Annotated in this window: 23 protein-coding genes; 16 read left to right on the top strand and 7 right to left on the bottom strand. The window is 61.2% G+C overall.

What is annotated here, in order from left to right:
- Positions 1-25: 25 nt before the first annotated feature.
- Positions 26-421, top strand: a complete 396-nt coding sequence (locus GM668_RS02405) for a DUF4124 domain-containing protein (RefSeq protein ID WP_155437310.1) — start codon at positions 26-28, stop codon at positions 419-421.
- A 105-nt stretch (positions 422-526) separates the two neighbouring features.
- A complete protein-coding gene (corA, locus tag GM668_RS02400) occupies positions 527-1,492 on the top strand; it encodes a magnesium/cobalt transporter CorA (RefSeq protein ID WP_155437309.1) in 966 nt (321 codons plus the stop codon).
- 38 nt (positions 1,493-1,530) lie between these two features.
- Here the strand turns inward: corA and GM668_RS02395 are convergent, their stop codons facing one another.
- Positions 1,531-2,445 carry a LysR family transcriptional regulator gene (locus GM668_RS02395; protein ID WP_229498844.1) on the bottom strand — a complete coding sequence of 305 codons (915 nt, stop codon included), beginning with the start codon at positions 2,443-2,445 and terminating at the stop codon, positions 1,531-1,533.
- Between the two features lie 92 nt (positions 2,446-2,537).
- Here GM668_RS02395 and GM668_RS02390 point away from each other — a divergent pair, with 92 nt between their 5' ends.
- Entirely contained in the window at positions 2,538-3,119 is a 582-nt protein-coding gene (locus tag GM668_RS02390) for a cysteine hydrolase family protein (protein WP_155437308.1), read from the top strand.
- On the opposite strand, the gene GM668_RS02385 is transcribed toward GM668_RS02390, so the two are convergent.
- The 4 genes from GM668_RS02385 to thiD form a co-directional block, all read right to left on the bottom strand.
- Complete coding sequence (locus GM668_RS02385; RefSeq protein WP_155437307.1) at positions 3,100-3,597, bottom strand: hypothetical protein; 498 nt, start codon at positions 3,595-3,597, stop codon at positions 3,100-3,102. The genes GM668_RS02390 and GM668_RS02385 overlap by 20 nt on opposite strands.
- Positions 3,598-3,631: 34 nt before the next feature.
- Positions 3,632-4,573 carry a hypothetical protein gene (locus tag GM668_RS02380; RefSeq protein ID WP_155437306.1) on the bottom strand — a complete coding sequence of 314 codons (942 nt, stop codon included), beginning with the start codon at positions 4,571-4,573 and terminating at the stop codon, positions 3,632-3,634.
- A gap of 255 nt (positions 4,574-4,828) precedes the next feature.
- Positions 4,829-6,115 (bottom strand): glutamate-1-semialdehyde 2,1-aminomutase, encoded by a 1,287-nt coding sequence (gene hemL, locus GM668_RS02375; protein WP_155437305.1) that lies wholly within the window; start codon positions 6,113-6,115, stop codon positions 4,829-4,831.
- Positions 6,116-6,135: 20 nt separating this feature from the next.
- Complete coding sequence (gene thiD / locus GM668_RS31000) at positions 6,136-7,083, bottom strand: bifunctional hydroxymethylpyrimidine kinase/phosphomethylpyrimidine kinase (RefSeq protein WP_371868612.1); 948 nt, start codon at positions 7,081-7,083, stop codon at positions 6,136-6,138.
- A gap of 95 nt (positions 7,084-7,178) precedes the next feature.
- On the opposite strand from thiD, the gene GM668_RS02365 reads away from it, so the two are divergent.
- The 6 genes from GM668_RS02365 to GM668_RS02340 all read left to right on the top strand — a co-directional run bounded on the left by GM668_RS02365 (position 7,179) and on the right by GM668_RS02340 (position 17,146).
- Positions 7,179-7,331: a rubredoxin gene (locus GM668_RS02365; RefSeq protein WP_155437756.1), complete on the top strand. Its 153-nt coding sequence runs from the start codon at positions 7,179-7,181 to the stop codon at positions 7,329-7,331.
- Positions 7,332-7,425: 94 nt separating this feature from the next.
- Positions 7,426-7,827 (top strand): response regulator, encoded by a 402-nt coding sequence (locus GM668_RS02360; protein WP_155437304.1) that lies wholly within the window; start codon positions 7,426-7,428, stop codon positions 7,825-7,827.
- A 15-nt stretch (positions 7,828-7,842) separates the two neighbouring features.
- Positions 7,843-8,211, top strand: coding sequence for a response regulator (locus GM668_RS02355; RefSeq protein WP_155437303.1), 369 nt, complete (start codon positions 7,843-7,845; stop codon positions 8,209-8,211).
- A 3-nt stretch (positions 8,212-8,214) separates the two neighbouring features.
- Positions 8,215-8,832 (top strand): chemotaxis protein CheW, encoded by a 618-nt coding sequence (locus tag GM668_RS02350; RefSeq protein ID WP_155437302.1) that lies wholly within the window; start codon positions 8,215-8,217, stop codon positions 8,830-8,832.
- A gap of 57 nt (positions 8,833-8,889) precedes the next feature.
- Positions 8,890-11,214, top strand: a complete 2,325-nt coding sequence (locus GM668_RS02345) for a methyl-accepting chemotaxis protein (RefSeq protein ID WP_155437301.1) — start codon at positions 8,890-8,892, stop codon at positions 11,212-11,214.
- A 16-nt stretch (positions 11,215-11,230) separates the two neighbouring features.
- Entirely contained in the window at positions 11,231-17,146 is a 5,916-nt protein-coding gene (locus GM668_RS02340; protein ID WP_229498842.1) for an Hpt domain-containing protein, read from the top strand.
- A gap of 1 nt (position 17,147) precedes the next feature.
- Here GM668_RS02340 and GM668_RS02335 read toward each other — a convergent pair whose 3' ends face one another.
- The gene (locus tag GM668_RS02335) at positions 17,148-18,563 is read right to left on the bottom strand and encodes a cryptochrome/photolyase family protein (RefSeq protein WP_371868611.1); all 1,416 of its coding nucleotides are present in this window, start codon (positions 18,561-18,563) and stop codon (positions 17,148-17,150) included.
- Here GM668_RS02335 and GM668_RS31710 point away from each other — a divergent pair.
- The 7 genes from GM668_RS31710 (at position 18,493) to GM668_RS02305 (ending at position 23,394) form a co-directional block, all read left to right on the top strand.
- The gene (locus GM668_RS31710) at positions 18,493-18,642 is read left to right on the top strand and encodes a DUF2690 domain-containing protein (RefSeq protein ID WP_371868610.1); all 150 of its coding nucleotides are present in this window, start codon (positions 18,493-18,495) and stop codon (positions 18,640-18,642) included. The genes GM668_RS02335 and GM668_RS31710 overlap by 71 nt on opposite strands.
- Positions 18,643-18,778: 136 nt before the next feature.
- Positions 18,779-19,435 carry a YqgE/AlgH family protein gene (locus GM668_RS02330; protein ID WP_155437300.1) on the top strand — a complete coding sequence of 219 codons (657 nt, stop codon included), beginning with the start codon at positions 18,779-18,781 and terminating at the stop codon, positions 19,433-19,435.
- 17 nt (positions 19,436-19,452) lie between these two features.
- A complete protein-coding gene (ruvX, locus tag GM668_RS02325; RefSeq protein WP_170305485.1) occupies positions 19,453-19,833 on the top strand; it encodes a Holliday junction resolvase RuvX in 381 nt (126 codons plus the stop codon).
- A 19-nt stretch (positions 19,834-19,852) separates the two neighbouring features.
- Positions 19,853-20,377, top strand: coding sequence for a bifunctional pyr operon transcriptional regulator/uracil phosphoribosyltransferase PyrR (gene pyrR, locus GM668_RS02320; protein WP_155437299.1), 525 nt, complete (start codon positions 19,853-19,855; stop codon positions 20,375-20,377).
- Positions 20,370-21,335, top strand: a complete 966-nt coding sequence (locus GM668_RS02315; RefSeq protein WP_155437298.1) for an aspartate carbamoyltransferase catalytic subunit — start codon at positions 20,370-20,372, stop codon at positions 21,333-21,335. Before pyrR ends, GM668_RS02315 begins: the two co-directional genes overlap by 8 nt.
- Positions 21,332-22,642, top strand: a complete 1,311-nt coding sequence (locus GM668_RS02310) for a dihydroorotase (protein WP_155437297.1) — start codon at positions 21,332-21,334, stop codon at positions 22,640-22,642. The genes GM668_RS02315 and GM668_RS02310 overlap by 4 nt, the downstream gene beginning before the upstream one ends.
- 8 nt (positions 22,643-22,650) lie before the next feature.
- Positions 22,651-23,394 carry a lysophospholipid acyltransferase family protein gene (locus GM668_RS02305; RefSeq protein ID WP_155437296.1) on the top strand — a complete coding sequence of 248 codons (744 nt, stop codon included), beginning with the start codon at positions 22,651-22,653 and terminating at the stop codon, positions 23,392-23,394.
- Positions 23,395-23,396: 2 nt separating this feature from the next.
- Here GM668_RS02305 and GM668_RS02300 read toward each other — a convergent pair whose 3' ends face one another.
- Entirely contained in the window at positions 23,397-24,254 is an 858-nt protein-coding gene (locus GM668_RS02300) for a symmetrical bis(5'-nucleosyl)-tetraphosphatase (RefSeq protein ID WP_155437295.1), read from the bottom strand.
- Positions 24,255-24,257: the final 3 nt, after the last annotated feature.

The raw sequence follows: 24,257 nt of genomic DNA, 5'->3' as shown, positions 1-24,257 counted from the left end.
GAATCTCACCGTTGGGGAGCGTCTTATGTTGAAACGTCAGCGAGGCATCAGCTTGATTGCCGTGGCAATGATCATGGCGGGCTTGGCGGCCGTCGTCATGGCCGCCTTGTTTTCAATGAAGAAAGAACGCAATTTATTTGCCGAAGGGGCAGACAAATTGATGAAAAAAACCGGCGCGGAAGCCGTCGTGCAGCAAGGCGCCAAAGCCGTACAGCCTGCTGGCGCTGCCCTGCGCCGCTGCGTCATTGACGGGAAAACCGTGTTTTCCGACACAGAATGCAAGGCCAGCAATCCGACGTCAAAGGCCGTCGTCGTGCATGAAACCCGGGGCATCGAAGCGCCCAAGGTGCCCAAGCCGGACCCGGCTGCTTCGGGACCGGAATCAATACGGGAAAAGATGATCGAAAAAGCCACTCAATAGCGGCAAAAATAAGCACACAAGGGTGGCCGGGAAAAGGCCTTTCCGAGTACACTTGCGCTGTTTCAAATTTCGCGCTTCTGCGTCTGACCCTGCCCGAGAGTGCCTATGATCAATGTTTTCGTCTTACAAAATGGCCGTCTCAACCAGGTTCCTATCGAGACGCGCGAAGATCTGGAAAAAGTCGAGCCGGTATGGGTGGATCTGACGGATCCCAACGACGACGAGCGCAACTGGGTCAAGGCCATTTACGGCGTGATTTTGCCGGGCGAAGACGAAGTCAAGGACATTGAAGCATCGGCCCGCTATTACGAAGCGGAAAACGGTGATTTGCACTTGCGGACCGACTTCCTGTTGGAAGAAGACGATGGCCCGTCGCGCGTTGTGACGGTGGCGTTCATCCTCGCGAAAAAGATGCTGTTCTCCGTGCATACGGACGATTTGCCCGTATTCCGACTGGTGCGCATGCGCGCCCGTTCGCGTCCCGGTTCGATTGCCGACTACATGGACGTGCTGCTGGATTTGTACGCGACGGATGCGGAATACTCGGCAGATGCGCTGGAAGGCATCTATAAAAAGCTGGAAGACGTGTCGTTCCGCGTGCTGCAAAAGGAATTTACCGACAAAGACGCGGCCGATGCGCTGAGTGCGATCGCCCATGAAGAAGACTTGAATGGCCGTATCCGCCGCAACATGATGGATACGCGCCGCGCAGTCAGCTTCCTGATGCGCGGCCGGCTGTTGAATTCCGAGCAGTTCGAAGAAGCCCGGCAGATTTTGCGCGACATTGAATCGCTGGACGGCCACACGTCGTTCTTGTTCGACAAGATCAACTTCCTGATGGATGCGACGGTCGGCTTCATTAACATTAACCAGAATAAGATCATCAAGATCTTCTCCGTGGCCAGTGTGGCCTTCCTGCCGCCTACGCTGATTGCCAGCGTCTATGGCATGAACTTCGACAATATCCCGGAATTGCACTGGGCCGCCGGCTACCCCTGGTCGCTGGGCTTGATGGTCACCAGCGCGATTGCCCCATTCCTGTACTTCCGCCACCGTGGCTGGCTGAAATAACGGTCAGATCTTGCGCGAACGATAGCGCGGCCAGGTTCCTATTCAGCAAGCAAGCCGGCACGATAGGCCGCGCTGTCTGTTTGTAAGCGGGCCAATCCCAGGTAGCGCATCAGCATGGCGCAGGCGGGTTGCCGCGCCACACCCGGTAATGCTGCAATGACGAACTGGCGCCGGGCGGCGACCGGTAACGGCTGTATTTGCACGCCATCCGGCAGCGGGTGCACCGCCAGGCGGGGCAGGAAGGAATAACCAAGGCCGCGTCCGATCAGTGCGGCAATCGCGCTATCCGTTGCCAAGGTCCGGTCTGGCTGCGCAGTCCATCCGGCTGCGCGGCAACGCGCCGCGATATCACGCGCGCCGGCGCAATCGAGTTGCAGATAGGGCAGCGCATCGACCTGTTGCCAGCTGATTGGCGCAGGCAGCGCCAGGGAGGCCGGCGCCACCAGCACATAGTCGTCCGCCACATATGGCCGTGTCACCAATCCTGCACCGACAGGCAATTGTGCAATAGCCACATCGGCGCCCCCGCTGCGCAGCGCCTGTACCAGCGCATCGCGCTCTTCGAAACTGTCATCGATATCGATGCGAATGCCGGGCTGTTCTTGCGCCAGCGCGGCCAGCACCGGCGGCAGCACGTGCGTGCTGATACTGCGGAAGCAGGCCAGCCGAAGGCGGCCCGCCAAGGCGGCATCCGAAGCGCCCAGGCTGGGCAGGGTCGCGGCCAGCTGTAATATTTGACGCGCCGCAGCCAGCACACGCTGGCCGGCCTCCGTCGGCTTACACCCTGTGCGCGACCGCTGCAGCACGCGGAAGCCCAATGCGGCTTCCAACTCACCGATGCCATGGCTGATGCGCGACTGCGTACAATCCAGCGCGGCCGCAGCGCCGCCAAAGCTGCCATGGTCGGCCACCGCCACCAGCATTTCCAGCTGGTTCAATTTGGGCTTGGTCATCGAAATCCTTCATGTGTGGAGCGTCAACTATACGGGATATCGGTTGTGCGCGCAGCGGCAAGGGCGGAACAATGAGGTTTTTGGGAGCTGATATGAACGTATTGCCGCAAGATGCCGTATTAATCCTCGTCGATGTCCAGCAAGCTTTTAACCACCCGGTGTGGGGCCGGCGTAATAACCCGCAAGCCGAATTGCATATTGCAGCGTTACTGGCCGCGTGGCGCGCGTCGGACCGTCCGCTGATCCACGTGCAGCACCGCTCGCGCCGTGTGGACAGCCTGTTTCATCCCGATACGCCAGGATTCCGCGTCAAACCGGAAGCGGCGCCGCTGCCAAACGAGCCCGTCATTTATAAGGAAGTTAACAGTTCATTCATCGGCACGGATCTGGAACAGCGCTTGCGTGCGCAGGGCGCCACGACCGTCGTCATTTGCGGGATTACCACGGATCACTGTGTATCGACCACGACGCGCATGGCCGGCAATTTGGGATTTGCAGCACTGATCGTGTCTGACGCCACGGCAACCTTCGAGCGCACGGGGCCGGATGGACGCCATTACTCAGCCGAGCTGATGCACAACACGGCGCTGGCCAGCCTGCATGAGGAATTCGCGCAAGTGGTGGATACCGCCACCGTCCTGGCGGCGCTGGCAGTTAAACCGGACGCGGATTGAAGTCCAGCGACAGCGACTTGTGGAACGGGGTTTCTTGCCATTGGTTGAACAACGCCAGCGCCCGTTCGTACAGGCTGGCGCGCACGTCAACACCGGACAAATCAAACGCCCGCTTGCCGCGCGCTGCGCATGCGGCGTCGGCTGCCGCGATAAACATGTCATGGTCGAAATCACCAGCCCATAACTGGGTTTGCAAACCTTCGACGATGGCTTCCACTTGCGCAGCTTCTTCGTCCACCGTGGACTGGTCATAATTGTGCACTTGCTGGATCACATATTCTGCATCCGCGCCGCGCGCCACCTGGCTTAAAAAGCCGTGGCGCAGCGGTAATGCAGATTCCACGACGAAATGAATTAAGTCGTGCGGCAAGATACCCTGGCGCGGCATTTGCGCGGCGCTGGTGGTGCCGTTATTGCGGACGAAACGGAGAAAGTCGTATTTGTCGCTGCTGGAGCGTTTTTCGGCAATCAGTAACATCTGCCTAGTGTATCTTTTTTAATGGTGTTGAATTCTATCCAACATTCACACTTGCAGCCTGAATAAAGCCATCCGGGTCATCCAATCCCAGGTAAATCGCGGTCAACGGTTGCGCGCGCCCCAGGAAATCCGGTAACTGCACATTGGGCTGCAATTGAATGCTGATATTGATTGCTCCCATTTGTTTATAACGGCGCACGCCTGGCTGGCGCCTTACCTGCTCAGTGGTTTTTCCTATCGATCGGATTTGATGCCATGGAATGACGGTATCCACAGATAAGGTGCCGCAGCGAATATACAAATGCTCACTGTCTATGGAAACCGGACGCACCAGCGTAGCGCGGTATTCACTGATCAGATAAACCATACTCCAGGCAGTCAGCGCCGTGGCAATCCATGCAGCTTTTGGCGACCATATAAAGTGCAACAGCATATGCGCCAATGGCAATTCAAACAGAATCGCAATAATGAATCCCAATTGATTGGAGGCGTTACTATTTTGTTTGGCATACGTAAAATGCTGCCGGCCTGCATAGCTGGCATTTATGGGTTTATATAAAGCATATAGCCAGATGCGGGCTTCCCATAAAGCCAGGTGGCTGGATACCGTTGTACCCAATTTACGGGTTATGCCATCCTGCAGAGCCCGATCAATATTGCCATCCAATTTCGCCAGTTTCCATACGCTGTAGGCAATCATCGACATCACTGCCAGTTCAACGGGAATCAGCAAGCCTGTTGCTGCTGTACGAACTTTTTCCAGCATAGGCCAAATAACGCGCGATGATTCGGGAATAATGAAATGGCCAAGAATAATCCCGAGGCTGGTTAATTGGAACCAGCGGAATAGCCAGCGTTTCAGCGAAGGGCGGAATAACAGGTAGTGCAATAGCGGCAGCGAGATAGAGAAATCCGCCAGCAGCATCCAGTCGGGAAGGTGGTGGCGGTTAAATGCCGCCGCATAGATGGCAGCCATGATTGCTATGCTGCCGACAAACCACGTATTGCGATTCCAGTATCGATGCATTGTTATCTCCGCCAAATGTGGCTGAAATTGTAACATGGCCGCCAACAACAAAGATTGGCGCTGAAAATTGGCTTGATCACGCTAATACTTGGCACGAAGTGGCGGGAAATTAAGGACTTTTAGCCATTTTGTTGCTTTTCGGAATTCTGATGGGCATTAAAAAAGCCGGGGTAAACCCGGCTTTTAAAACAGGATGGAATACAATCAGCCGAGGGTGGTGAATACTTTGCGTGCTGCCTCGATAGTGGCGTCAATCACTGCATCATCATGCTGGATCGATACAAAGCCCGCTTCAAACGCGGCAGGTGCAAAATACACGCCTTCATCCAGCATCTTATGGAAGAAGACATTGAATTTGGCACGGTCGCCCGCCATCATTTCCGCGTAGTTATTTGGCGGCGTTGCACTGAAATACAGGCCAAACATACCGCCTTCCGAATCCGCGCAGAAAGTCACGCCGGCCTCTTTTGCTGCGGCCGTTAAGCCTTCCGCCAAGCGTTTTGCCGATGCGGCCAGTTTGTCGTAAAAGCCCGGCTGTTGAATCAGTTTTAAGGTCGTCATGCCGGCCGCAACCGCCACCGGATTACCTGACAACGTTCCTGCCTGATATACCGCTCCCAATGGCGCCATCTTTTCCATTAAATCTGCGCGGCCGCCAAATGCCGCCACTGGCAAACCGCCGCCAATGACCTTGCCCAGCGCCGTCAAATCCGCCTGTATGCCATACAGCTCTTGCGCGCCTTTTAAGCCGACGCGGAAGCCGCACATGACTTCATCGAAAATCAATACCGCACCGTGCTCCGTGCACAAACGGCGCAAGGCTTGCAGGAATTCCGGCGTGGCTTTAATCAAATTCATATTGCCGGCCACTGGCTCGACAATGACGCAGGCAATTTCATCGCCCATATTCGCAAACGCTTCTTCAATTTGCGCAATATTGTTGTAATCCAAAACCAGCGTGTGTTTCACGAAATCTTCCGGTACGCCGGCGGAGGTTGGATTGCCGAAAGTCAATAAACCGCTGCCGGCCTTTACCAATAAGGAATCAGCATGGCCGTGATAGCAGCCTTCGAACTTAACGATTTTATCGCGCCCGGTGGCGCCGCGCGCCAGGCGCAATGCGCTCATCGTGGCTTCCGTGCCAGAGGAAACCAGGCGGACTTGTTCAATGGACGGCACCAGGCGGCAAATTTCTTCCGCCATATCAATTTCCGCTTCCGTCGGTGCGCCAAACGATAAACCACGGGTGGCCGCGTCTTGTACGGCTTTCACGACTTCCGGATGGGCGTGGCCGACAATGGCCGGGCCCCACGAACCAATGTAATCAATATAGCGCTTGCCGTCGGCATCCCAGAAATAAGGACCTTCAGCGCGCGTAATAAAACGGGGGGTGCCGCCTACCGAACGGAATGCGCGTACCGGCGAATTAACGCCGCCCGGCGTAGTTTTCTGGGCGCGGGCAAACAGAATATCGTTTTTGGATTCAGTCATGTTTCAATCGCTTATGAAAGTTATATGGCTTGCATGCGGTACGTGCGGTTTGGCACCAGTTTGCCCATGCCGTAGCGCTGGGCATGTTCGAGCGCGCCATGTGTGTAATCCTGCGCCAGCCGCACGGCATTCGGCGTGTCGGCGCCCTGGGCCAGGAAAGCGGCAATGGCTGCCGACAGCGTACCGCCCGCACCAATGAATGGTCCTGGCAAGTTACGCCAGCCATCGTGGCGCACCACGCCGTCTGCACTATATAAGGTATTGGCGCGGCCGCCATCGCCTTCGCCGATGGTGCCGGTGACCAGCACGAATTCACATCCCAGGCGTATCAGGTATAGCGCATCGGCTGCCACCGGGTCATGGTCTTCTTCACGCACGATGTCGCCGCCGGGCGGCAGCGGAATGCGGGCCGGGGCTTTGCTGGCGGTTGCGGGGGCGTCATCGTCACCGTCGCCGGGTTCGTCGTCATCGCTGTCTTCATCGTCGTCCGAGCCGCTGTCGCCGCCGCGCCAGGTTTCCGCCAGCCGCGCCAGTTCATCGCGCGACAGCACCAGCACCGATGCCTGCGGCACCAGCAATTGGCGCACAACGGTCAGCATTTCTTCCACATCGTCGCCGATATCGGGCAAACGTGAACCAAACGGATCGAGTACCAGCGCCGCATCCGGGTAGTCCGAGACGATTTCCGCGATGGCCGATGCGTGTTCCAGGTCGTGCAGCGCGCCAATCTTGAAGGCTGCGACAGCGGCGTCTTCCAGCAGCACGCGGGCTTGGTCCGCTACCCAGTCCGGATCGACTTCCTGCATATCTTCCACACTGGCGCTGTCTCCGATCAGCAACGCGGTCGTCACCGCCAGGCCATTGCAGCCGAGGGCGGAAAACACGGCCAGGTCAGCGGTCACTCCGGTGGCGCCGACAGGGTCAAAGGTGCCGAATGTCAGGATAAGGGGAGAAGTTTGGTTTTGCACGGCGGGTAGATTAAGATACCTGATTCGGCATTTTACTTGATAGAAGGAAGGACAACGTGAGTAGCAATGAATCGACGCAGGCATTTCAAACCTGGATGTGCCTGATTTGTGGCTGGATCTACGATGAAGAAGCAGGTTTGCCGGAAGAAGGCTTGGCGCCGGGTACGCGCTGGGCCGATGTCCCGATCAACTGGAGCTGTCCTGAGTGCGGCGCCCGTAAAGAGGACTTCGAAATGGTGGCGATCTGACGCCATCGCGCGCTAATTGCTTGTACAGCAACACGGTCGTGCCAAATCGCAGCGCCCTATGCTATCGTGTCGATACGTATACCGGTGAGCGAATATGACAATGACGCCGCAAGCGACAGGTTTGAAGATCATGGTGATCGACGACAGCAGCACCATTCGGCGGTCGGCCGAGATTTTCCTGGGCCAGGCTGGCTACCAGGTGGTGCTGGCGGAAGATGGTTTTGATGCGCTGGCCAAAATCAATGACCATCACCCGGATTTGATCTTTTGCGACATTCTGATGCCGCGCCTGGACGGTTACCAGACGTGCGCACTGATCAAGAAAAGCACTAAATTCCATACCACGCCCGTGCTGATGCTGTCGTCCAAAGACGGCTTGTTTGACCGCGCGCGTGGCGCCATGGTCGGCTCTGCCGCCTACCTGACTAAACCATTTACCAAAGACAGCTTGCTGGCGGCCGTGCGTGAACATACCGCAGGCCAGGCCGGCACCTGACACTGCGAGGGGAACATGGCCATACAACGTATCCTCATAGTCGACGACTCCCCGACCGAGCGTTACTATTTGACTGATATCCTGGTCAAAAACGGTTTTACCGTCACCACTGCCGAAAACGGCGAACAAGCGCTGGAGCGCATCAGGGCGGACAAGCCGGAACTGATATTGATGGACGTCGTGATGCCGGGCGCAAACGGCTTCCAGGTGACCCGCTCCATTGCGCGCGATCCGGACTTGCAAAATGTGCCGGTGATTATCTGCTCCAGCAAGAACCAGGAAACCGACCGCATCTGGGGCATACGCCAGGGCGCCAAGGATTACCTGATCAAGCCGGTTGATGCAGCCGAGCTGCTGGCCAAAATAGCCGCGCTTGGCGGCTGACCGATGAGCAGCGCGTACGGCGATATCACTTCCGCAGCGGACAGCGTCACCGATGCTGTTCCGTCCTCCACTCTGCCTGCCGCCGCGCCGGCCGAAGGCAAAAGCCCTGACCGGCGCAGCCGTTTGCGCCGCTACCAGGCGCAATTGCTCGAACGCATGCATGCGGCCCAAAGCGGCGCGCTGGCGTCCGGCCGCCAGCTGGGCGTGCAACTGGGAACCGTGCGCTGCCTGCTGGATTTGACGCAAGTATCGGAAATCGTGCCGCTGCAAGCCATCACGCCGGTGCCGCTGACGCACGACTGGTACCTTGGGCTGGCCAATATCCGGGGTAATTTAACGGGGGTGGTGGATTTGGCCCGGTATTGCGGCGAAGCTGCCGTCGCGCAGACGGGCGAGTGCCGTATCGTGACGTTTGCGCCGGGACTGGGCTTGCACGGCGCGCTGCTGGCGTCGCGCGTGCTGGGTTTGCGCAATGTGGAAACCATGCAGGCGGAAGCGGCGGATCCCGCCATATCGCGATGGTGTGCGCAACAGTATACGGATGCGGAGGGGCAGCGCTGGACACGGCTGGACCTGGCGTTGCTGGTACACGAAGAACGGTTCCTGCAAGTCGGCCGGTAATTTTTACCAGTTGGCTGCCGTTATGGCTATCAAGGACCAGGACTAAACGAGGGTGTAATGGGATTGTTCTCCAAGCTGTTGCCGCGTTCACAGCAGGCCGAAACGCCTGAGCCTTCTGCCGCGCCGGATTCCGAATTTGCCAACTACGCACCGGCCGCAGCCCCGGCTGCCGCTTCCGCCGCGGCGCCTGCGGCGGCTGTCCCGGAGCAGGAAACGCCGGCTGCAGCGCCGCTGCGTTTGCGCGATGCACTGCGCAGCGCGGGTGCGCGGCCCGCAGCGGACGCAGGGCCCGGCATCCGTTTGCCGCTGATCGGCCATTTGCCGGCCCAGCGCCAATTGAACATCTTGTCCACGGCGCTGGCTGTCTGCATGTTGCTGAGCGTCGCCGCCGTCGGCCTGAATATCCGCAGCAACAGCATCCGCTCTGCGCAAACGCAGATTGCCAGCGATGCGCTGATGCACTCGCAGCGTATCGGCAAGGCCGCGCCGAACGCCGTGCAGGGTAATGAAGAAGCCTTCCGCCAGCTGGCGGAGAGCCGCAAGGAGTTGAACCGCGACTTCAACCTGATGATACATGGCGGCGACTTCCAGGGCACGACGATCCCGCAGCCCCCTGCGGCGCTGGGCAAGGCAGTGGCGGCAGCGCGCCACAAATGGCAGGCATCGGACCAGGCGGCTGGCGCGATCCTGGCGATGGATGCTGAATTGCGCAGACTGGATAAAACCCTGAAGCAGCTGGACCGCCTGTCGCCGCAATTGCTGTCCATGGTGGAAGACTTGCAGGCGCAGCGCCTGCAGCGTGGCGCCGGCGTCAAGGAAGTGGCGGCACTGGGCAAGCTGGCCATGCTGACGCAGCGTATGAGCCGCAGCGCCAGTGAATACATTACGGCGGGCGGCATTTCGTCAGAGACCGCATTCCAGCTGGGGCGCGATACGACGGTATTCCGCACCACGCTGGACGCCTTCCTCAATGGCAGCGACCAGTTGCCGGCCATCCGTGACGGGGAATTGCGCGAACGGGTCAAGACGCTGAAAGGACAGTTCGAGGAATACCAGAAGCTGTTGGCCTCGATCCTCGACCGGCTCGATAAATTCAGCACAGCCAAGACGGCCGAGCGCACCATCTTTGCCGGCAATGAAGAATTGCGCGGCTTGCTGGGCGGCTTGCTGCAATCCTACCGGTCGGAACAGGACGCGCTCAACCTGACGTTCTGGCTGATGGTGGCGGGTGGCATGCTGACCCTGATGACGGCGGCCGCCATCGGCCGCGTGCTGCTGCAGGATTCGCAAAACCGCACGCGCAGCGCCGAACGCCGCCGCCAGGAAGCGGAAGCCATGCGGATCCAGGCGCAGCAAAAGGAAGAAGAAGCGAAAGCCATGAATGACCAGAACCAGGCGGCGATCTTGCGCCTGATGAATGAGTTGCAGGAAGTGGCGGACGGGGACTTGACGGTACAGGCGACCGTCTCGGAAGACATCACGGGCGCCATTGCCGACTCGGTCAACTATACGGTGGAAGAGTTGCGCGGCCTGGTGGGACGGGTGACGACAACGGCGGAACAGGTGCGGCTGGCGTCCGCGCAGGCGCAAGGCATTTCCAGCGACTTGCTGCTGGCATCGCAGCAGCAGTCGCGTGAAATCCAGGACGCCAGCGCCACCGTCGTGAAAATGGCCAATGAAATTACCGACGTCTCGCGCTCCGCAGCGGAATCGGCCGACGTGGCGCGCCAGTCGGTGGCGGCGGCGGAGCAGGGCGCGACCGCCGTGGAAAACGCCATCAAGGGCATGCATGAAATCCGCGAACAAATCCAGGAAACGTCCAAGCGCATCAAGCGGCTGGGCGAATCGTCGCAGGAAATCGGCGAGATCACGGAACTGATTTCCGATATTACTGAACAGACCAACGTGCTGGCGCTGAACGCGGCGATCCAGGCCGCGGCGGCGGGCGAAGCGGGGCGCGGTTTTTCGGTGGTGGCGGAAGAAGTGCAGCGGCTGGCGGAACGGTCGGCCGAAGCGGCCAAGCAGATCGGCGCGCTGGTGCGCACGATTCAGACCGATACGCACGACGCCGTGGCCGCAATGGAAAAATCCACGCAAGGCGTGGTGGAAGGGGCGCGCCTGTCCGACGCGGCCGGCGCTGCGCTGTCCGACATCTCGAACGTGTCGAACCGGCTGGCGGAACTGATCCAGGGCATCTCGTATGCGACGGGCACGCAAGCCACGTCGGCCACCGGCGTGGCGCAAAACATCCGGCATATTTTGTCCGTGACGCAGCAGACGCAGAACGGCACCCAGCAAACCGCGCAATCGATTCACAAGCTGTCGGTGCTGGCGCAGGAACTGAAAAACTCGGTGTCGCGCTTCCGCATCACGGCATCCTGAACACATGGAACAAGCAATGACCAACCTCGAAACTTCCAGCGCGGCGCAATTTGATACCGGTCCCCTGTCGTGGGTGATGGCGGAAATCCGCGAAGCACTGGGCCGCTCCCGTACCGCCCTGTTCGAGGCAGGCGGGCGCGAACAGGATGACCAGTCGACCGCGCTGCAGCACGCGCGCTCGCATTTGCACCAGGCGCACGGTGCGCTGCAGATAGTCGATGTCGACGGCGTCACCCTGATGACGCAGGTGGCGGAAGAGGCGCTGGACCGCTTCAAATCCGGTGCGCTGAAATGCAATGCGGACAATGCCCGCACGGTCGCCAACCTGTACCAGGCGATCACGGAATTCCTGGAAGAGTTGCTGGCCGGCGCGCCATTCCAGCCGGTGCGCCTGTTCCCTTATTACCGTGCCGTACAGGAAATGCTGGGCGCGGAACGCATCCATCCGGCCGACCTGTTTTTCCCTGATTTGTCGGCGCTGGCGCGCATGCCGGCCGCCACGACGGTGGAAGCGCCTGACTACACAGCCTATCGCCAGCGTTTTGAGCGCGCACTGCTGCCTTATATGAAAGCCACGGAGCCTGATGCGCAAACGGCGCAGACGGGCGCATTGCGCGACGCGGTGGCGCAAGTGGCGGAAGCGCAGTCTGATCCGAAAGCGCGCACGTTCTGGCTGGCGATGCAGGCATTTGCCGAACTGGCGGCAGCGGGACAGCTGGACCATGGCCGCTACGTCAAGCAATTGTTTGGCCTGATTAACCTGCAAATGCGCCGCCTGGCGCAAGGCGATGCATCGCTGCCGGACAACATGCTGCGCGAAGCGCTGTTCTTCATTGCCGGTGCGGATCACGACCATGTGTCGCCGCTGGCGCACCATTTGTGCAGCGTTTTCGGCATCGAAGGCACCGTGCCTGCCGACGTGGAAGCGAAGCGCTATGGCCGCATCGATGCGGAAGCGCTGGCGCGCGCCAGGGAAGCCATGGCGGCTGCCAAGGCCGCGTGGCAGCGTTTGCTCGATGCCGTCATCGACCCGCAACTGGATGCGGAATTCAGCCAGGCGCTGGCCGTGGTGGCTGTTGCGTGCGACAAGCTGGGCGTGGCCGCGCTGGCAGCGCTGATGCGCCAGCTGGCGCAAGTGGCCAATGCCGCGGTGACCAAGGGCCGTAGCGAAGCGCTGTCGCTGGAAATGACGACCGCGCTGCTGTTTGCAGAGCATGGCCTTGAACATATCCGGCACTTGCCGGACACGTTCCCGGCCCATGCCGACACCATCGGCGTGCGCCTGCAAGCGCTGCTGGCGGGCGACGGCGATGGTGCGCCGCCGCCGGCGCAATGGCAGCTCGGCCTGGCCCACCAATTGCAGCAGGACGATACGGTGGCGGCACTGGCGGGGGAAATGAAGACGGGCCTGCGCCAGGTGGAAAAGGTGCTGGACGATTACTATGGCGACCCGTCGCTGCGGCCATCGCTGCGCAGCCTCGACAGCGTGCTGCATCAGCTGCATGGCGCGCTGGCCGTGCTGGACCAGGAAGATGCAGTGTTCGCGACGGAACACGTGCGCAAGGAAATCGCGAAACTGGCTGGCGGCCAGGGCGATCCGGCGCAGGAACCGCGTGTGCTGGACGACATTGCGCAAAATGTCGGGGCGCTAGGCTTCTTTGTCGACATGCTGGCGCAAAATCCGTCCGGCGCAAAAGAGCGCTATGCATTCGATGCTGCGCAGGGCACATTCCGCGCAGTGCCATTTAAAAAGCTCGCCGCCAGCGCGCCCGTGCCGGTGCTGGAAGAAGAAGTCGAATCGCCCACGTCGCCGCCGACGCCTGCGCCGCAGGCTGCCGCGGCATCGCCGAGCGATGCGGCAATCGAAGAAGAATTGCTCGACATCTTCATCGCGGAAGCACAGGAAGTGCTGGTGTTCGTCAATGAAACGCTGGCCAAGCCGCGCTCCGAGGCTGGCACGCTGGAACATTTGACGATGCTGCGCCGCTCGTTCCACACGCTCAAGGGCAGTGGACGCATGGTGGGGTTGAACCAGTTTGCCGATGGCGCGGCCGCCATCGAGCGTACGATGAATACGTGGCTGGCTGAAGAGCGGCCCGCCACGGAAGCGCTGTTTGGCTTGCTGGAGCGCGCTGCGCGTGATTTGACGGCATGGGTGGATGAATTGGTGGCCCATGGCGTTTCGCAGCGCAATGCCGATGCACTGGTGGCGGCTGCGGCACAGGTGCAGGCGGGAGGGCCGTTTGACATGGCGGACGAAGCAGCTGCAACTCCGGCCGAGCCCGCCGCAGGATTGGAAAGCGTGCCGGAAGCTGCGGTGGACGAGCCCGCGCCAGGCGCTACCGCGGCGGAGCCGCAGGACGCTGCGCCGGTGGAATCCAGTGCGCAAATCGTGGACTTCACGCCGCCGTCGCCCACGCGCGATGAAGATGCCAGCCATGAGCTGGGGCAGGTGATTGCATTCCCGGTGGCGCCGCCACCGACGGCTGACGTGATTGAATTCCATCCGAACGTGGCGCCATTGCTGCCGCCGGAGGACGACGACGTCAAACACGTGGGCGCGCTGACGATCCCGCTGCCGCTGTATAACATTTACCTGGCCGAGACGGATGAACTGGCGCGCCTGCTGGCGCGCGACTTTGGCGAATGGCGCCATGAACCGGGGCGCCCGGTCAGTGCGGATGCATTGCAGGCAGCCCATACGCTGGCGGGAACGTCGGGCACGGTGGGCTTTACCGCGTTGCGCGATTTGGCGTATGCACTGGAAAGCACGCTGGAAGGTTTGCGTGCGCCGGCGCCGCAGCTCGATCCGACCCAGCACGATTTGCTGGACTTTACGGCCGAGCGCATGCACCAGATGCTGCTGGGCTTCGCTCAGGGCGAAGTGGCGCCGGACCAGCCGGAACTCATTGAAGCATTGCAGCGCATGCGCGATGAACTGGCGCGGCTGCAAACGCCGGATGGCGCTTTTGATGCGCACATGGACGCGGTCTTTGCCGATGCCGATGCGCAGGCTGATGCCCGGGCCGACGCAGTTCCGGCCGCGCCTCAGGAAGGCGAAAGTGCACTGGCGGCGCAGCTTGATGCGCTGTTTGCCGAAGCCTATAACGATTTGTCCGGCAAGCCGCCGCCGGAATCGGACTTTTTCAACCGTGAACCGGTCTTGACGCGGGCGCCGGAAGCGAAGACGGCGTCACCCGTCAACGATGATATCGACGACTTGTTCGATACCGCGTTTGACGATGCGTTTGCCGCGCCGCTGTCGCAGATCGCTGCGCCTGCGCCGCAGCCGCAAGCGCCGGACTTGCAGGATGAGTGGGCGGCGCAGCAACAGCCGGCAGCGCCGCAGCCATTGCCGCCATTGGACGAACTGCCGCCTGCGCCAGAACCGCTGCCGTTGGCGCAGCAGGAACCGCTGGCGGACACGCCGCAAGACGAGCCGTTGCCTGCGCCAGAGGCCGAGCCTGTGCCGGTGCACGAACTGGCGCTAGAGCCGGAACCCGAACCAGGACTTGCGGACGCCACTGTCCCGGAAGAGCAGCTGCAGGCGCTGGCGGATTTGGAACCGGAAATGCCGGAACTGGCTGTACTGAGCGTGGAACATGTACCGGCTTCGCCGCCGGAGACGCTGCCATCCTCGCCCGACGTGCAAGTGCTGGAATTGCCCGATGCGCCGGCTGAGTTGGCGGTGGCGCCGCCAGGCAGCTATACGGACGAAATCGATGCGGACTTGCTGCCCGTGTTCCTGGAAGAGGGCGCGGATTTGCTGCCGCAAGTGGGCCACGCATTGCGCGCCTGGCAGCGCAACCCGACTGACTTCAGCCACGCGCACATGCTGCAGCGGGTGCTGCACACGGTGAAAGGCAGCGCGCGCATGGCGGGCGCCATGCGTTTGGGCCAGCATGCGCATGAAATTGAAACCCATATTGAAAACATGGTGCACGCCAACAGCGCGACGCCTCATGCGTTCGAAGAATTGCTGACGCATTATGACCATGCGCTGGTGCTGTTCGAGCAGTTGCAGCACCCACAGCCGGTACAGGCGCCGGCAGCCGAAGCGGCGCAGGGAGAACCTGCCGCAGCGCCGGCAGTGGCAGCGCAGGAAGATGACAGTGCGTCGCGTACGCCGCTGGTGCGTGTGCGCGCCGACATCCTGGACCGGCTAGTCAACCAGGCCGGTGAAGTATCGATCCTGCGCTCCCGGCTGGAAAATGAAGTGGGCGCCTTGCGCACGTCGCTGAACGACTTTTCCGAAAACCTGGCGCGCTTGCGCCGCCAGTTGCGCGAAGTGGAAATGCAGGCGGAATCGCAAATCGCGTCGCGCATGTCGATTTCCAGCGACCGTGAATTCGATCCGCTGGAATTCGACCGCTTTACGCGCTTGCAGGAATTGACGCGCATGATGGCGGAAAGCGTCAATGACGTGGCGTCATTCCATGAAAGCCTGCTGCGCAGCGTCGATACGGCCAGCACGGACTTGACGCAGCAGGCGCGCATGACGCGTGAATTGCAGCGCGATTTGATGCGGGTGCGGATGGTGCCGTTTGCCAGCATTTCCGAACGCCTGTTCCGCGTGGCGCGCCTGGCTGCCAAGGAAACGGACAAGCGCGTCAACCTCGATATCCGGGGCGGCGCGGTGGAAATCGACCGTGGCGTGCTGGAGCGGATGGCTGCGCCATTTGAACACTTGCTGCGCAACGCCATCGTGCATGGCGTCGAACCGCGCGCCGAACGCCATGCCGCGGGCAAGGATGAAACAGGTGAATTGCTGATCCAGGTGAGCCAGCAAGGCAATGAAGTGGTGCTGGCGTTTTCCGATGATGGCGCGGGGCTGGACCTGGACCGCATCCGCGCCAAGGCGCGCAGCGTGGGCTTGCTGGACGATGGCGAAGAAATTTCCGATGCGGACGCGGCCTGCCTGATTTTCGAACCGGGCTTTTCGACGGCGGAGACGCTGACGGAGCAGGCCGGGCGTGGCGTCGGCATGGACATCGTGCGGTCGGAAGCGCAATTGCTGGGTGGCCGCGTCGATACGGCCTCAGAGCGCGGCAAAGGCGCGTGCTTCACGATCCGCCTGCCATTGACCTTGGCCGTGACGCAAGTGGTGCTGGTGCGCGCCGGCGGACGGCCATTTGCCATGCCATCGACCTTGGTGGAACAAGTGCTGCAAATGAAAGAAAGCGCGCTCAGTGACGCGCGCAGCAAGGGCCACGTGGTGATCCAGGGGATGCCGGCGCCGCTGCACTACCTGCCGACAATGCTGGGTGATGCGCAGGCGCAGCCGGCTGCACAGCGCTCGTCGCCAGTACTGATTTTGAAAGCGGGCGACGACCGCCTGGCGCTGCAAGTCGATGACGTACAGGGCAACCGAGAAGTGGTCATTAAGAATATCGGACCGCAGCTGGCGCGCATGGCCGGGATCGCGGGCGCCACGGTGCTGGGTTCCGGTGAAATCGTGTTGATCCTCAATCCGCTGGCATTGGCGCGCCATCTGGCCGAACATCCGGAATTGCGCGTTGAACCGGTAGACGGCGGCTTGCAAATGGTGGCGGCCACCGGGCGCACGATCATGGTGGTCGATGATTCGCTGACGGTGCGCAAAGTGACGCAGCGCTTGCTGGAACGGGAAGGCTACCAGGTGGTGCTGGCCAAGGATGGCGTCGATGCGCTGGAACAGATGCGCGACAGCTTGCCTGACATGATGCTGGTTGATATTGAAATGCCCCGCATGGATGGCTTTGATTTGACGCGCAACGTGCGCGGCGACGACCGCACGCGCGACATCCCCATCATCATGATCACGTCGCGCAGCGCGGACAAGCACCGTAATTACGCGATGCAGCTGGGCGTCAACGCGTATTTCGGCAAACCGTTCCAGGAACCGGTGCTGCTGGGCGCTATAGAAAGCCTGCTGTCGCAGCAGGCCGCGTAAATCAGCCGGGTTTTTTTACCACGGCATAGCGTTCCAGCGTGCGCTTGCGCGCTTCATCATGCATCACCAGCGGCTGCGGATAATCGCGGCCGAGGGTGATGCCTTTTTCTGCCAGCACCATGCGCGGCACCTGCCATGGCGCGTGGATCTCGCGCGGGTCGAGCGCGGCCAGTTGCGGCAGGTAGCGCTTGATGAATTTCCCTTCCGGGTCGAATTTCTCGGATTGCGTGATGGGATTGAAAATGCGGAAGTACGGCTGTGCGTCGCAGCCGGACGATGATGCCCACTGCCAGCCGCCATTGTTGGCCGACAGGTCGAAGTCATTCAAATGCTGCGCGAAATACGCTTCGCCGCGGCGCCAATCGATGCCGAGGTCTTTGATAAGGAAGCATGCCGTTACCATGCGCAGGCGGTTGTGCATGTAGCCGGTACGGTTCAACTGCGCCATGGCGGCGTCCACCAGCGGATAGCCGGTGCGGCCCTCGCACCATGCGGCAAACAGTTCGTCCGCGTCCGGCCCCGTTTCCCATTCAATGGCGTCATACGCGGTCTTGAACGATGACTGCGCCACATGCGGATGGTGGTACAGGATCATCATGTAAAACTCGCGCCAGATCAGTTCCGACAGCCATACGGCGCCGCCATCGCCGGCCTGGCCCCGCGCCGACAGGTCCGACACGGTGCGCACCAGGTGGCGGATCGATACGGTGCCGAAGCGCAAGTGCAGCGACAGGTAAGACGGCCCCTTGACGGCCGGGTAGTCGCGCGCCATGCCATAGCCGGCTATGCGCTCCAGGAAGTCCTCGAACAGTTGCGCGCCGCCGCGCATGCCGGTGGGGATGGCCAGTTGCGCGAGGTTGGTGCGCTCGAAACCCAGCTGTTCCAGTGTCGGCAGCGGGCTGTCCGGCAGCGCCGCCAGCTTGCGGACATGGGGATCGATGGGCCATGGCGCCACACTGTCCGGCTGCGCCTGCAAGCGCTTCAGCCAGGCGTTCTTATAAGGCGTGAAAACGGAAAACGGCGTGCCCGATTGCGACAGTACGTCGTTTTTTTCAAAGATCACCTGGTCCTTGAACGTGAACAGCAGACGGCCATCGGCAGCCAGCGCCTGCGCCACGGCAGCGTCACGGGCAATGGCTTGCGGTTCATAATCATGGTTGGCAAACACCGCATCCGCGTTCAGCTCAGCCGCCAGGCGGGGAATTTCCTCTTGCGCCAGCGCGTGGCGGACGATCAGGCCGCCGCCCATCTGTTGCAAATCCGCCGCCAATTCCGCTATGCATGCGTGTATAAATTCCACGCGGCGGTCTGCGCGTGGCAAGGTGCCGAGAATATCCTTGTCATAAATGAAAGCGCAAAACACGGTTTCGCTGCGTTGCAGCGCGTGGTGCAGGGCGGCATGGTCAAAGTTGCGCAAATCGCGGCGGAACCAGACCAGCGCAGTGCGGAAAGTTGGATTATCAGATGGCATCGTGGCAGGCATTACGTGGCCATAGCGGCAATTGAAGCAATTCATAGTAAACTATCGGCTACACATGCCCCTTTTAACTGGTGGCAGCACCGACAAGCCGTGAGATATTACCTTAAAGTCTACAAATTCAATTCCCCCAGAACTGCAGAGAGAGCACGCGTATGAAGAAAACTAAGGCCGGCCAACCTCTGCCCACGCCAGGCTTGCTGCAGGAAGCCGCCGACCCGCTGGCGCCTGCCGCCGCTGCGGCGCCTGCGTTGAACCTGGCCAACCATTTCCTGATTGCCATGCCGTCGATGCAAGATCCCGTCTTTGGCGGCACCGTCGTTTATGTGTGCGAACACAATGACAATGGCGTGCTGGGCGTGGTCATCAACAAACCCACCGACATGACGATGGAAACGCTGTTCGAGCGTGTCGACCTGGAACTGTCGTCGGACGTGCCGCGCAGCGTCGTCGATGAACCCATCATGTTTGGCGGCCCGGTGCAGGATGACCGCGGCTTTGTATTGCACACGCCGGGCGCGCGTTTTTCGTCGTCGCTGACGGTGACGGATGAGGTGGCGTTCACCACGTCGATCGACGTGCTGGAGGCGGTGGCCCGTGGCACGGGCCCGTCGCGCATGCTGGTGTCGATCGGCTACGCCGGCTGGAGCCCCGGCCAGCTGGAAGATGAAATCAGCCGCAATGGCTGGCTGACGGTCAGCGCCGATACCCGCATCCTGTTTGATGTGCCGGTTGAAGAACGTTATATGGCTGCCATCAAACTGCTGGGCTTTGACCCGCTGATGCTGGCTTCCGAAGCAGGGCACGCGTGAATGGTCCAGCTGTGACGATTGAAACCATCCTGGGCTTTGACTTCGGCATCAAGCGGATCGGTGTGGCCATGGGCAATACGCTGATCCGCCAGGCGGCGCCGCTGGCTGTCATCTCGGCGCAAGCGAACGACGTGCGCTTCGCGGAAATCGCCGCACTGATAGAAAAATGGGGCCCGGTCCGCTTTGTCGTGGGTTTGCCCAGCCATCCGGATGGCACGCCCCATGACATGACCGCGCGCTGCCGCAAGTTCGCCAATCAATTGCATGGCCGCTTCAACTTGCCCGTGGAACTGGTCGATGAACGCTATTCATCGGCCGTGATTCAAGCCAAGCGGGGCGAAATCATTGATGACAAGGCCGCTGCCATCATCCTGCAACAGTATTTTGAAACCCTCTGACATTCAACGAGATTCGACCATGTCCAATCCCATGAAACCATCCGGCCTGGATGCGGAAGCGCTGTACGCGAATCTGCTGCAACAGGTCAAAACGGGCCTGACCGGTGCTCACGACCCGTGCATCGTCGGCATTCACTCCGGCGGCGCATGGCTGGCCGAACGCCTGGCCAAAGACCTCGGCATGACGGCGCGCTGCGGCGTGCTGGACGTGTCGTTTTACCGCGACGACTACGCGAAGAAAGGCTTGCCGGCGGAAGTGAAGCCGACCCACATCACGTTCGACGTGGCCGGCGCCACTGTGCTGCTGGTCGATGACGTGCTGTACACCGGGCGCACCACGCGCGCCGCCATCAACGAGCTGTTCGACTACGGCCGTCCGGCGCGCATCATGCTGGCCGCACTGGTGGACCGGGGCGGCCGCCAGTTGCCAGTCGCGGCGGACTTCGTTGCCGCCACGGTCAAGGTGGACCAATGCGAAGCGCTGCGCCTGCAGCGCAACGACGCCGGACAATTCACGCTCACCATTGAAGAAAACCATGCTTAATCCGCAACTCACCAAAAACGGCGAACTGCAGCACTTGCTGTCCATCGAAGGATTGCCCAAGTCTATCGTCAATCATATCCTGGACACCGCATCGTCGTTCGTCGGCGTGTCGGACCGTGAAGTCAAAAAAGTGCCGCTGATGCGCGGCAAGAGCGTGTTCAACCTGTTCTTCGAGAATTCGACCCGCACGCGCACCACGTTCGAAATTGCATCGAAGCGTTTGTCGGCGGACGTCATCAACCTGAACATGCAGGCTTCGTCGACCAGCAAGGGCGAATCGCTGCTCGACACCATCGACAACCTGTCGGCCATGCATGCGGACATGTTCGTCGTGCGCCACGCGCAGTCGGGCGCGCCATACATGATCGCCAAGCACTTGAACGACACGAAGCAAAACCACGTGCACGTGGTGAACGCGGGCGATGGCCGCCATGCGCACCCGACCCAGGGTTTGCTGGACATGTACACCATCCGGCATTTTAAAAAGGACTTCACCAACCTGACGGTGGCGATTGTCGGCGACATCTTGCACAGCCGCGTGGCCCGTTCCGACATCCATGCGCTGACCACGCTGGGCGTGCCGGAAGTGCGCGCCATCGGCCCGCATACGCTGCTGCCGGGCGGCCTGGAACAGATGGGCGTGCGCACCTTCACCAACATGAATGAAGGTTTGAAGGGCGTGGACGTGATCATCATGCTGCGCTTGCAAAATGAACGCATGAATGGCGCGCTGCTGCCATCCGTGCAGGAATACTTCAAGAGCTATGGCTTGACGCCGGAACGCCTGGCGCTGGCCAAGCCGGATGCCATCGTCATGCACCCGGGCCCGATGAACCGCGGCGTGGAAATTGATTCGGCGGTGGCCGATGGCCCGCAGGCAGTGATCTTGCCGCAGGTGACGTTCGGTATCGCGGTCCGCATGGCGGTGATGAGCATTTTGGCTGGGAATCAAGGATGAGCTTACATATCAAAAACGGCCGCGTGATCGACCCGGCCAACGGCATCGACGCCGTACAAGACTTGTTTATCGTGGACGGCAAAGTGGCGGCGATCGGCGCCGCGCCGGCTGGTTTCAGCGCTGCGCGCACGATCGACGCCACCGGCCTCGTGGTGGCGCCGGGTCTGGTGGACTTGTCCGCCCGCCTGCGCGAGCCGGGCTATGAATACAAGGCTACCTTGGATTCGGAAATGCAGGCGGCCGTGCAGGGTGGCGTGACGTCGCTGGTGTGCCCGCCGGATACGGATCCCGTGCTGGACGAGCCGGGCCTGGTGGAAATGCTGAAGCACCGCGCCAGGCGCTTGAACCAGGCGCACGTGCACCCGCTGGGCGCGCTGACGATGGGCTTGAAGGGCAAGGCGCTGACGGAAATGGCGGAATTGACGGAGTCGGGCTGCGTGGGCTTTTCGCAAGCGGAAGAACCCATCGAAGACACCAACGTGCTGCTGCGCGCGCTGCAATACGCGAAAACCTTTGGCTACACCGTATGGCTGCGTCCGCAGGATGCGCACATTGGCCGTGGCGGCGTGGCGCACAGCGGCCCGCTGGCATCGCGCCTGGGCTTGTCCGGCGTGCCGGTGATGGCGGAAACCATTGCGCTGCACACGATCTTTGAATTGATCCGCTCGACGGGCGCACGGGTTCACCTGTGCCGCATTTCGTCGGCTGCCGCACTGGACTTGATCCGCGCCGCCAAGGCGGAAGGTTTGCCCGTCACGTGCGACGTGGGCGTGCACCACGTGCACCTGACGGATGCGGACATCGGCTTCTTCGACCCGAATGCGCGCGTGACGCCGCCATTCCGCAGCCAGCGTGACCGCGATGCGATCCGCGCCGCCGTGCTGGATGGCACGATCGACGCCGTGTGTTCGGACCACACGCCGGTCGACGACGATGAAAAACTGTTACCGTTCGCAGAAGCATCGCCGGGCGCCACCGGCCTGGAATTGCTGCTGTCGCTGGCGCTGAAATGGGCCGACGATTACGCATCGGCGCAGCCGGGCAATGCGCTGTCGTTGGCGCTGTCGCGCATCAGCCATGACGCGGCGCGCGTGGCCGGCCTGGATGCTGGCCAGCTGGCAGTGGGCAGCACGGCCGATATCTGCATCTTCGACCCAGCCGCGCGCTGGACCGTGGAAGGTTCGGTGCTGGCGTCGCAAGGCAAGCACACGCCATTCCTCGGCTATGAACTGGCCGGCCGGGTACAGGCCACCATCGTGGCGGGCCACGTGGCTTATGAACGCAGCAATACCCGCAACGTCAGCTAAGAGGTCCCATGTTGTATCTGCGTCTGGCGCGCCTGGTCGTGCATCTGTTGTATGGCATGCTGGTGTGCGCCGTGATCTTTCCATGGATCGGCACGGAAGGCCGCAACGGCCATATCCGGCGCTGGTCGCGCCAGTTGCTGAAGATGTGCAACGTGACGGTGGAGATGGCGCCCGGCTCCAGCCAACCACTGGTGCACGCGATGATCGTTGCCAACCACGTGTCGTGGCTGGACATTTTCGTCATCGATGCGCTGTATCCATGCCGCTTCGTGGCCAAGGCGGAAATCCGTTCGTGGCCGCTGGCCGGCTGGCTGGTGGACAAGGCTGGTACCGTGTTCATTGCGCGCGGTAACCGGCGCGACTTGCGGCATATCTTCAAGGGCCTCGTCGCCAGCCTGCAGGCTGGCGAGCGCGTGGCGTTCTTCCCCGAAGGGACGACGGCCGCGCAAGGCACCTTGCTGCCATTCCACGCCAACCTGTTTGAAGCGGCCATCGATGCGGAAGTCATGGTGCAGCCGTTTGCGCTCAGTTACGTCGATGACGCGGGCAAGCTGCATCCGTCCGTGGATTTCATTGGCGACATGACGTTCGCGCAAAGCGTGGTGGCGATCCTGGGCGGCAAACCGGTGCGGGCACGTTTGCATTGCCTGCCGGCGATGCCGGCAGCGGGCGCGCACCGCCGCGAACTGGCGCAGGCGGCGCATGATGCGGTGGCCGGTGCGCTGGGCGTGCAGAACGCGGCCGCCGCGTAAGTTCAGGCGCTTTTCTTCCCCGAGTGCTCGCGGTACTCGGGGCACTGCTGCTGGAGCAGCGAACGGTCTTCCAGGCACACGGCGGATAAATAGCCGCCCCACACGCAGCCCGTATCCAGCGCAATCAAATTAGGCCGCAGCAACAATCCCAGTGCGGACCAGTGGCCGAACACCACCGTCACGTCTTCTGTTTTCCGACCCGGCACGTCAAACCATGGCATCAGTCCGGAAGCCGGATCCGCTTTGGCCGACTCCTTCATCTTGAAATCCATGACGCCGTCTTGCGTGCAAAAGCGCAGGCGCGTCAGTGCGTTGACGACACAGCGCAAGCGCTCCATGCCTTCCAGCCCGGCGTCCCAGTGGTCTGGCTGGTTGCCATACATTTGCGCGAGGAAACCGACCCAGCCGGGGCCGCGCAGCACGGTTTCCACTTCAAGCGCCAGCGCCATCACTTGCTGCGCGTCCCACTGCGGCAGCACGCCGCCGTGCACCAGCAAGTGCTTGCCGCGCAAGATCGCCATCGGACGGGTGCGCAGCCAGTCCAGCAGGGCGGCGCCATCGGGCGCTTGCAGGATGTGGCTGAGCGTATCGGATGGATGGGCCGGGCGTATGCCGTTGGCCACGGCCAGCAAGTGCAGATCGTGATTGCCCAGCACGGTGTCGATGCGGCCGCCGCTCTCTTTGGCCAAGGCATGCACATAGCGCAAGGTGGCCAGCGAATCGGGGCCGCGGTTGATCAAGTCGCCCGTGAACAGGATGGCAGGGGGCGTGGATTCCTGCGCGAAAATGCGTTCAACCAGCGCGACAGTCTGGTCGTGGCACCCTTGCAGGTCGCCTATCACATACGTTTTTTGCGTCATAGA

Origin of the sequence: Pseudoduganella ginsengisoli, from assembly GCF_009720865.1 — a bacterium.
GTDB classification, from domain to species: domain Bacteria; phylum Pseudomonadota; class Gammaproteobacteria; order Burkholderiales; family Burkholderiaceae_D; genus Rugamonas; species Rugamonas ginsengisoli.
Note: the sequence above shows the minus strand (reverse complement) of the source record. Positions and strands in the feature narration are given on the sequence as shown.

Bases quoted from the DNA above. Each gene is read 5' to 3' on its own strand.
- GM668_RS02405 (WP_155437310.1), top strand. From the start codon at position 26: ATGTTGAAACGTCAGCGAGGCATCAGCTTGATTGCCGTGGCAATGATC.
- corA (WP_155437309.1), top strand. From the start codon at position 527: ATGATCAATGTTTTCGTCTTACAAAATGGCCGTCTCAACCAGGTTCCT.
- GM668_RS02395 (WP_229498844.1), bottom strand. From the start codon at position 2,445: ATGACCAAGCCCAAATTGAACCAGCTGGAAATGCTGGTGGCGGTGGCC.
- GM668_RS02390 (WP_155437308.1), top strand. From the start codon at position 2,538: ATGAACGTATTGCCGCAAGATGCCGTATTAATCCTCGTCGATGTCCAG.
- GM668_RS02385 (WP_155437307.1), bottom strand. From the start codon at position 3,597: ATGTTACTGATTGCCGAAAAACGCTCCAGCAGCGACAAATACGACTTT.
- GM668_RS02380 (WP_155437306.1), bottom strand. From the start codon at position 4,573: ATGGCTGCCATCTATGCGGCGGCATTTAACCGCCACCACCTTCCCGAC.
- hemL (WP_155437305.1), bottom strand. From the start codon at position 6,115: ATGACTGAATCCAAAAACGATATTCTGTTTGCCCGCGCCCAGAAAACT.
- GM668_RS02365 (WP_155437756.1), top strand. From the start codon at position 7,179: ATGTGCCTGATTTGTGGCTGGATCTACGATGAAGAAGCAGGTTTGCCG.
- GM668_RS02360 (WP_155437304.1), top strand. From the start codon at position 7,426: ATGACAATGACGCCGCAAGCGACAGGTTTGAAGATCATGGTGATCGAC.
- GM668_RS02355 (WP_155437303.1), top strand. From the start codon at position 7,843: ATGGCCATACAACGTATCCTCATAGTCGACGACTCCCCGACCGAGCGT.
- GM668_RS02350 (WP_155437302.1), top strand. From the start codon at position 8,215: ATGAGCAGCGCGTACGGCGATATCACTTCCGCAGCGGACAGCGTCACC.
- GM668_RS02345 (WP_155437301.1), top strand. From the start codon at position 8,890: ATGGGATTGTTCTCCAAGCTGTTGCCGCGTTCACAGCAGGCCGAAACG.
- GM668_RS02340 (WP_229498842.1), top strand. From the start codon at position 11,231: ATGACCAACCTCGAAACTTCCAGCGCGGCGCAATTTGATACCGGTCCC.
- GM668_RS31710 (WP_371868610.1), top strand. From the start codon at position 18,493: ATGAAAGCGCAAAACACGGTTTCGCTGCGTTGCAGCGCGTGGTGCAGG.
- GM668_RS02330 (WP_155437300.1), top strand. From the start codon at position 18,779: ATGAAGAAAACTAAGGCCGGCCAACCTCTGCCCACGCCAGGCTTGCTG.
- pyrR (WP_155437299.1), top strand. From the start codon at position 19,853: ATGTCCAATCCCATGAAACCATCCGGCCTGGATGCGGAAGCGCTGTAC.
- GM668_RS02315 (WP_155437298.1), top strand. From the start codon at position 20,370: ATGCTTAATCCGCAACTCACCAAAAACGGCGAACTGCAGCACTTGCTG.
- GM668_RS02310 (WP_155437297.1), top strand. From the start codon at position 21,332: ATGAGCTTACATATCAAAAACGGCCGCGTGATCGACCCGGCCAACGGC.
- GM668_RS02305 (WP_155437296.1), top strand. From the start codon at position 22,651: ATGTTGTATCTGCGTCTGGCGCGCCTGGTCGTGCATCTGTTGTATGGC.
- GM668_RS02300 (WP_155437295.1), bottom strand. From the start codon at position 24,254: ATGACGCAAAAAACGTATGTGATAGGCGACCTGCAAGGGTGCCACGAC.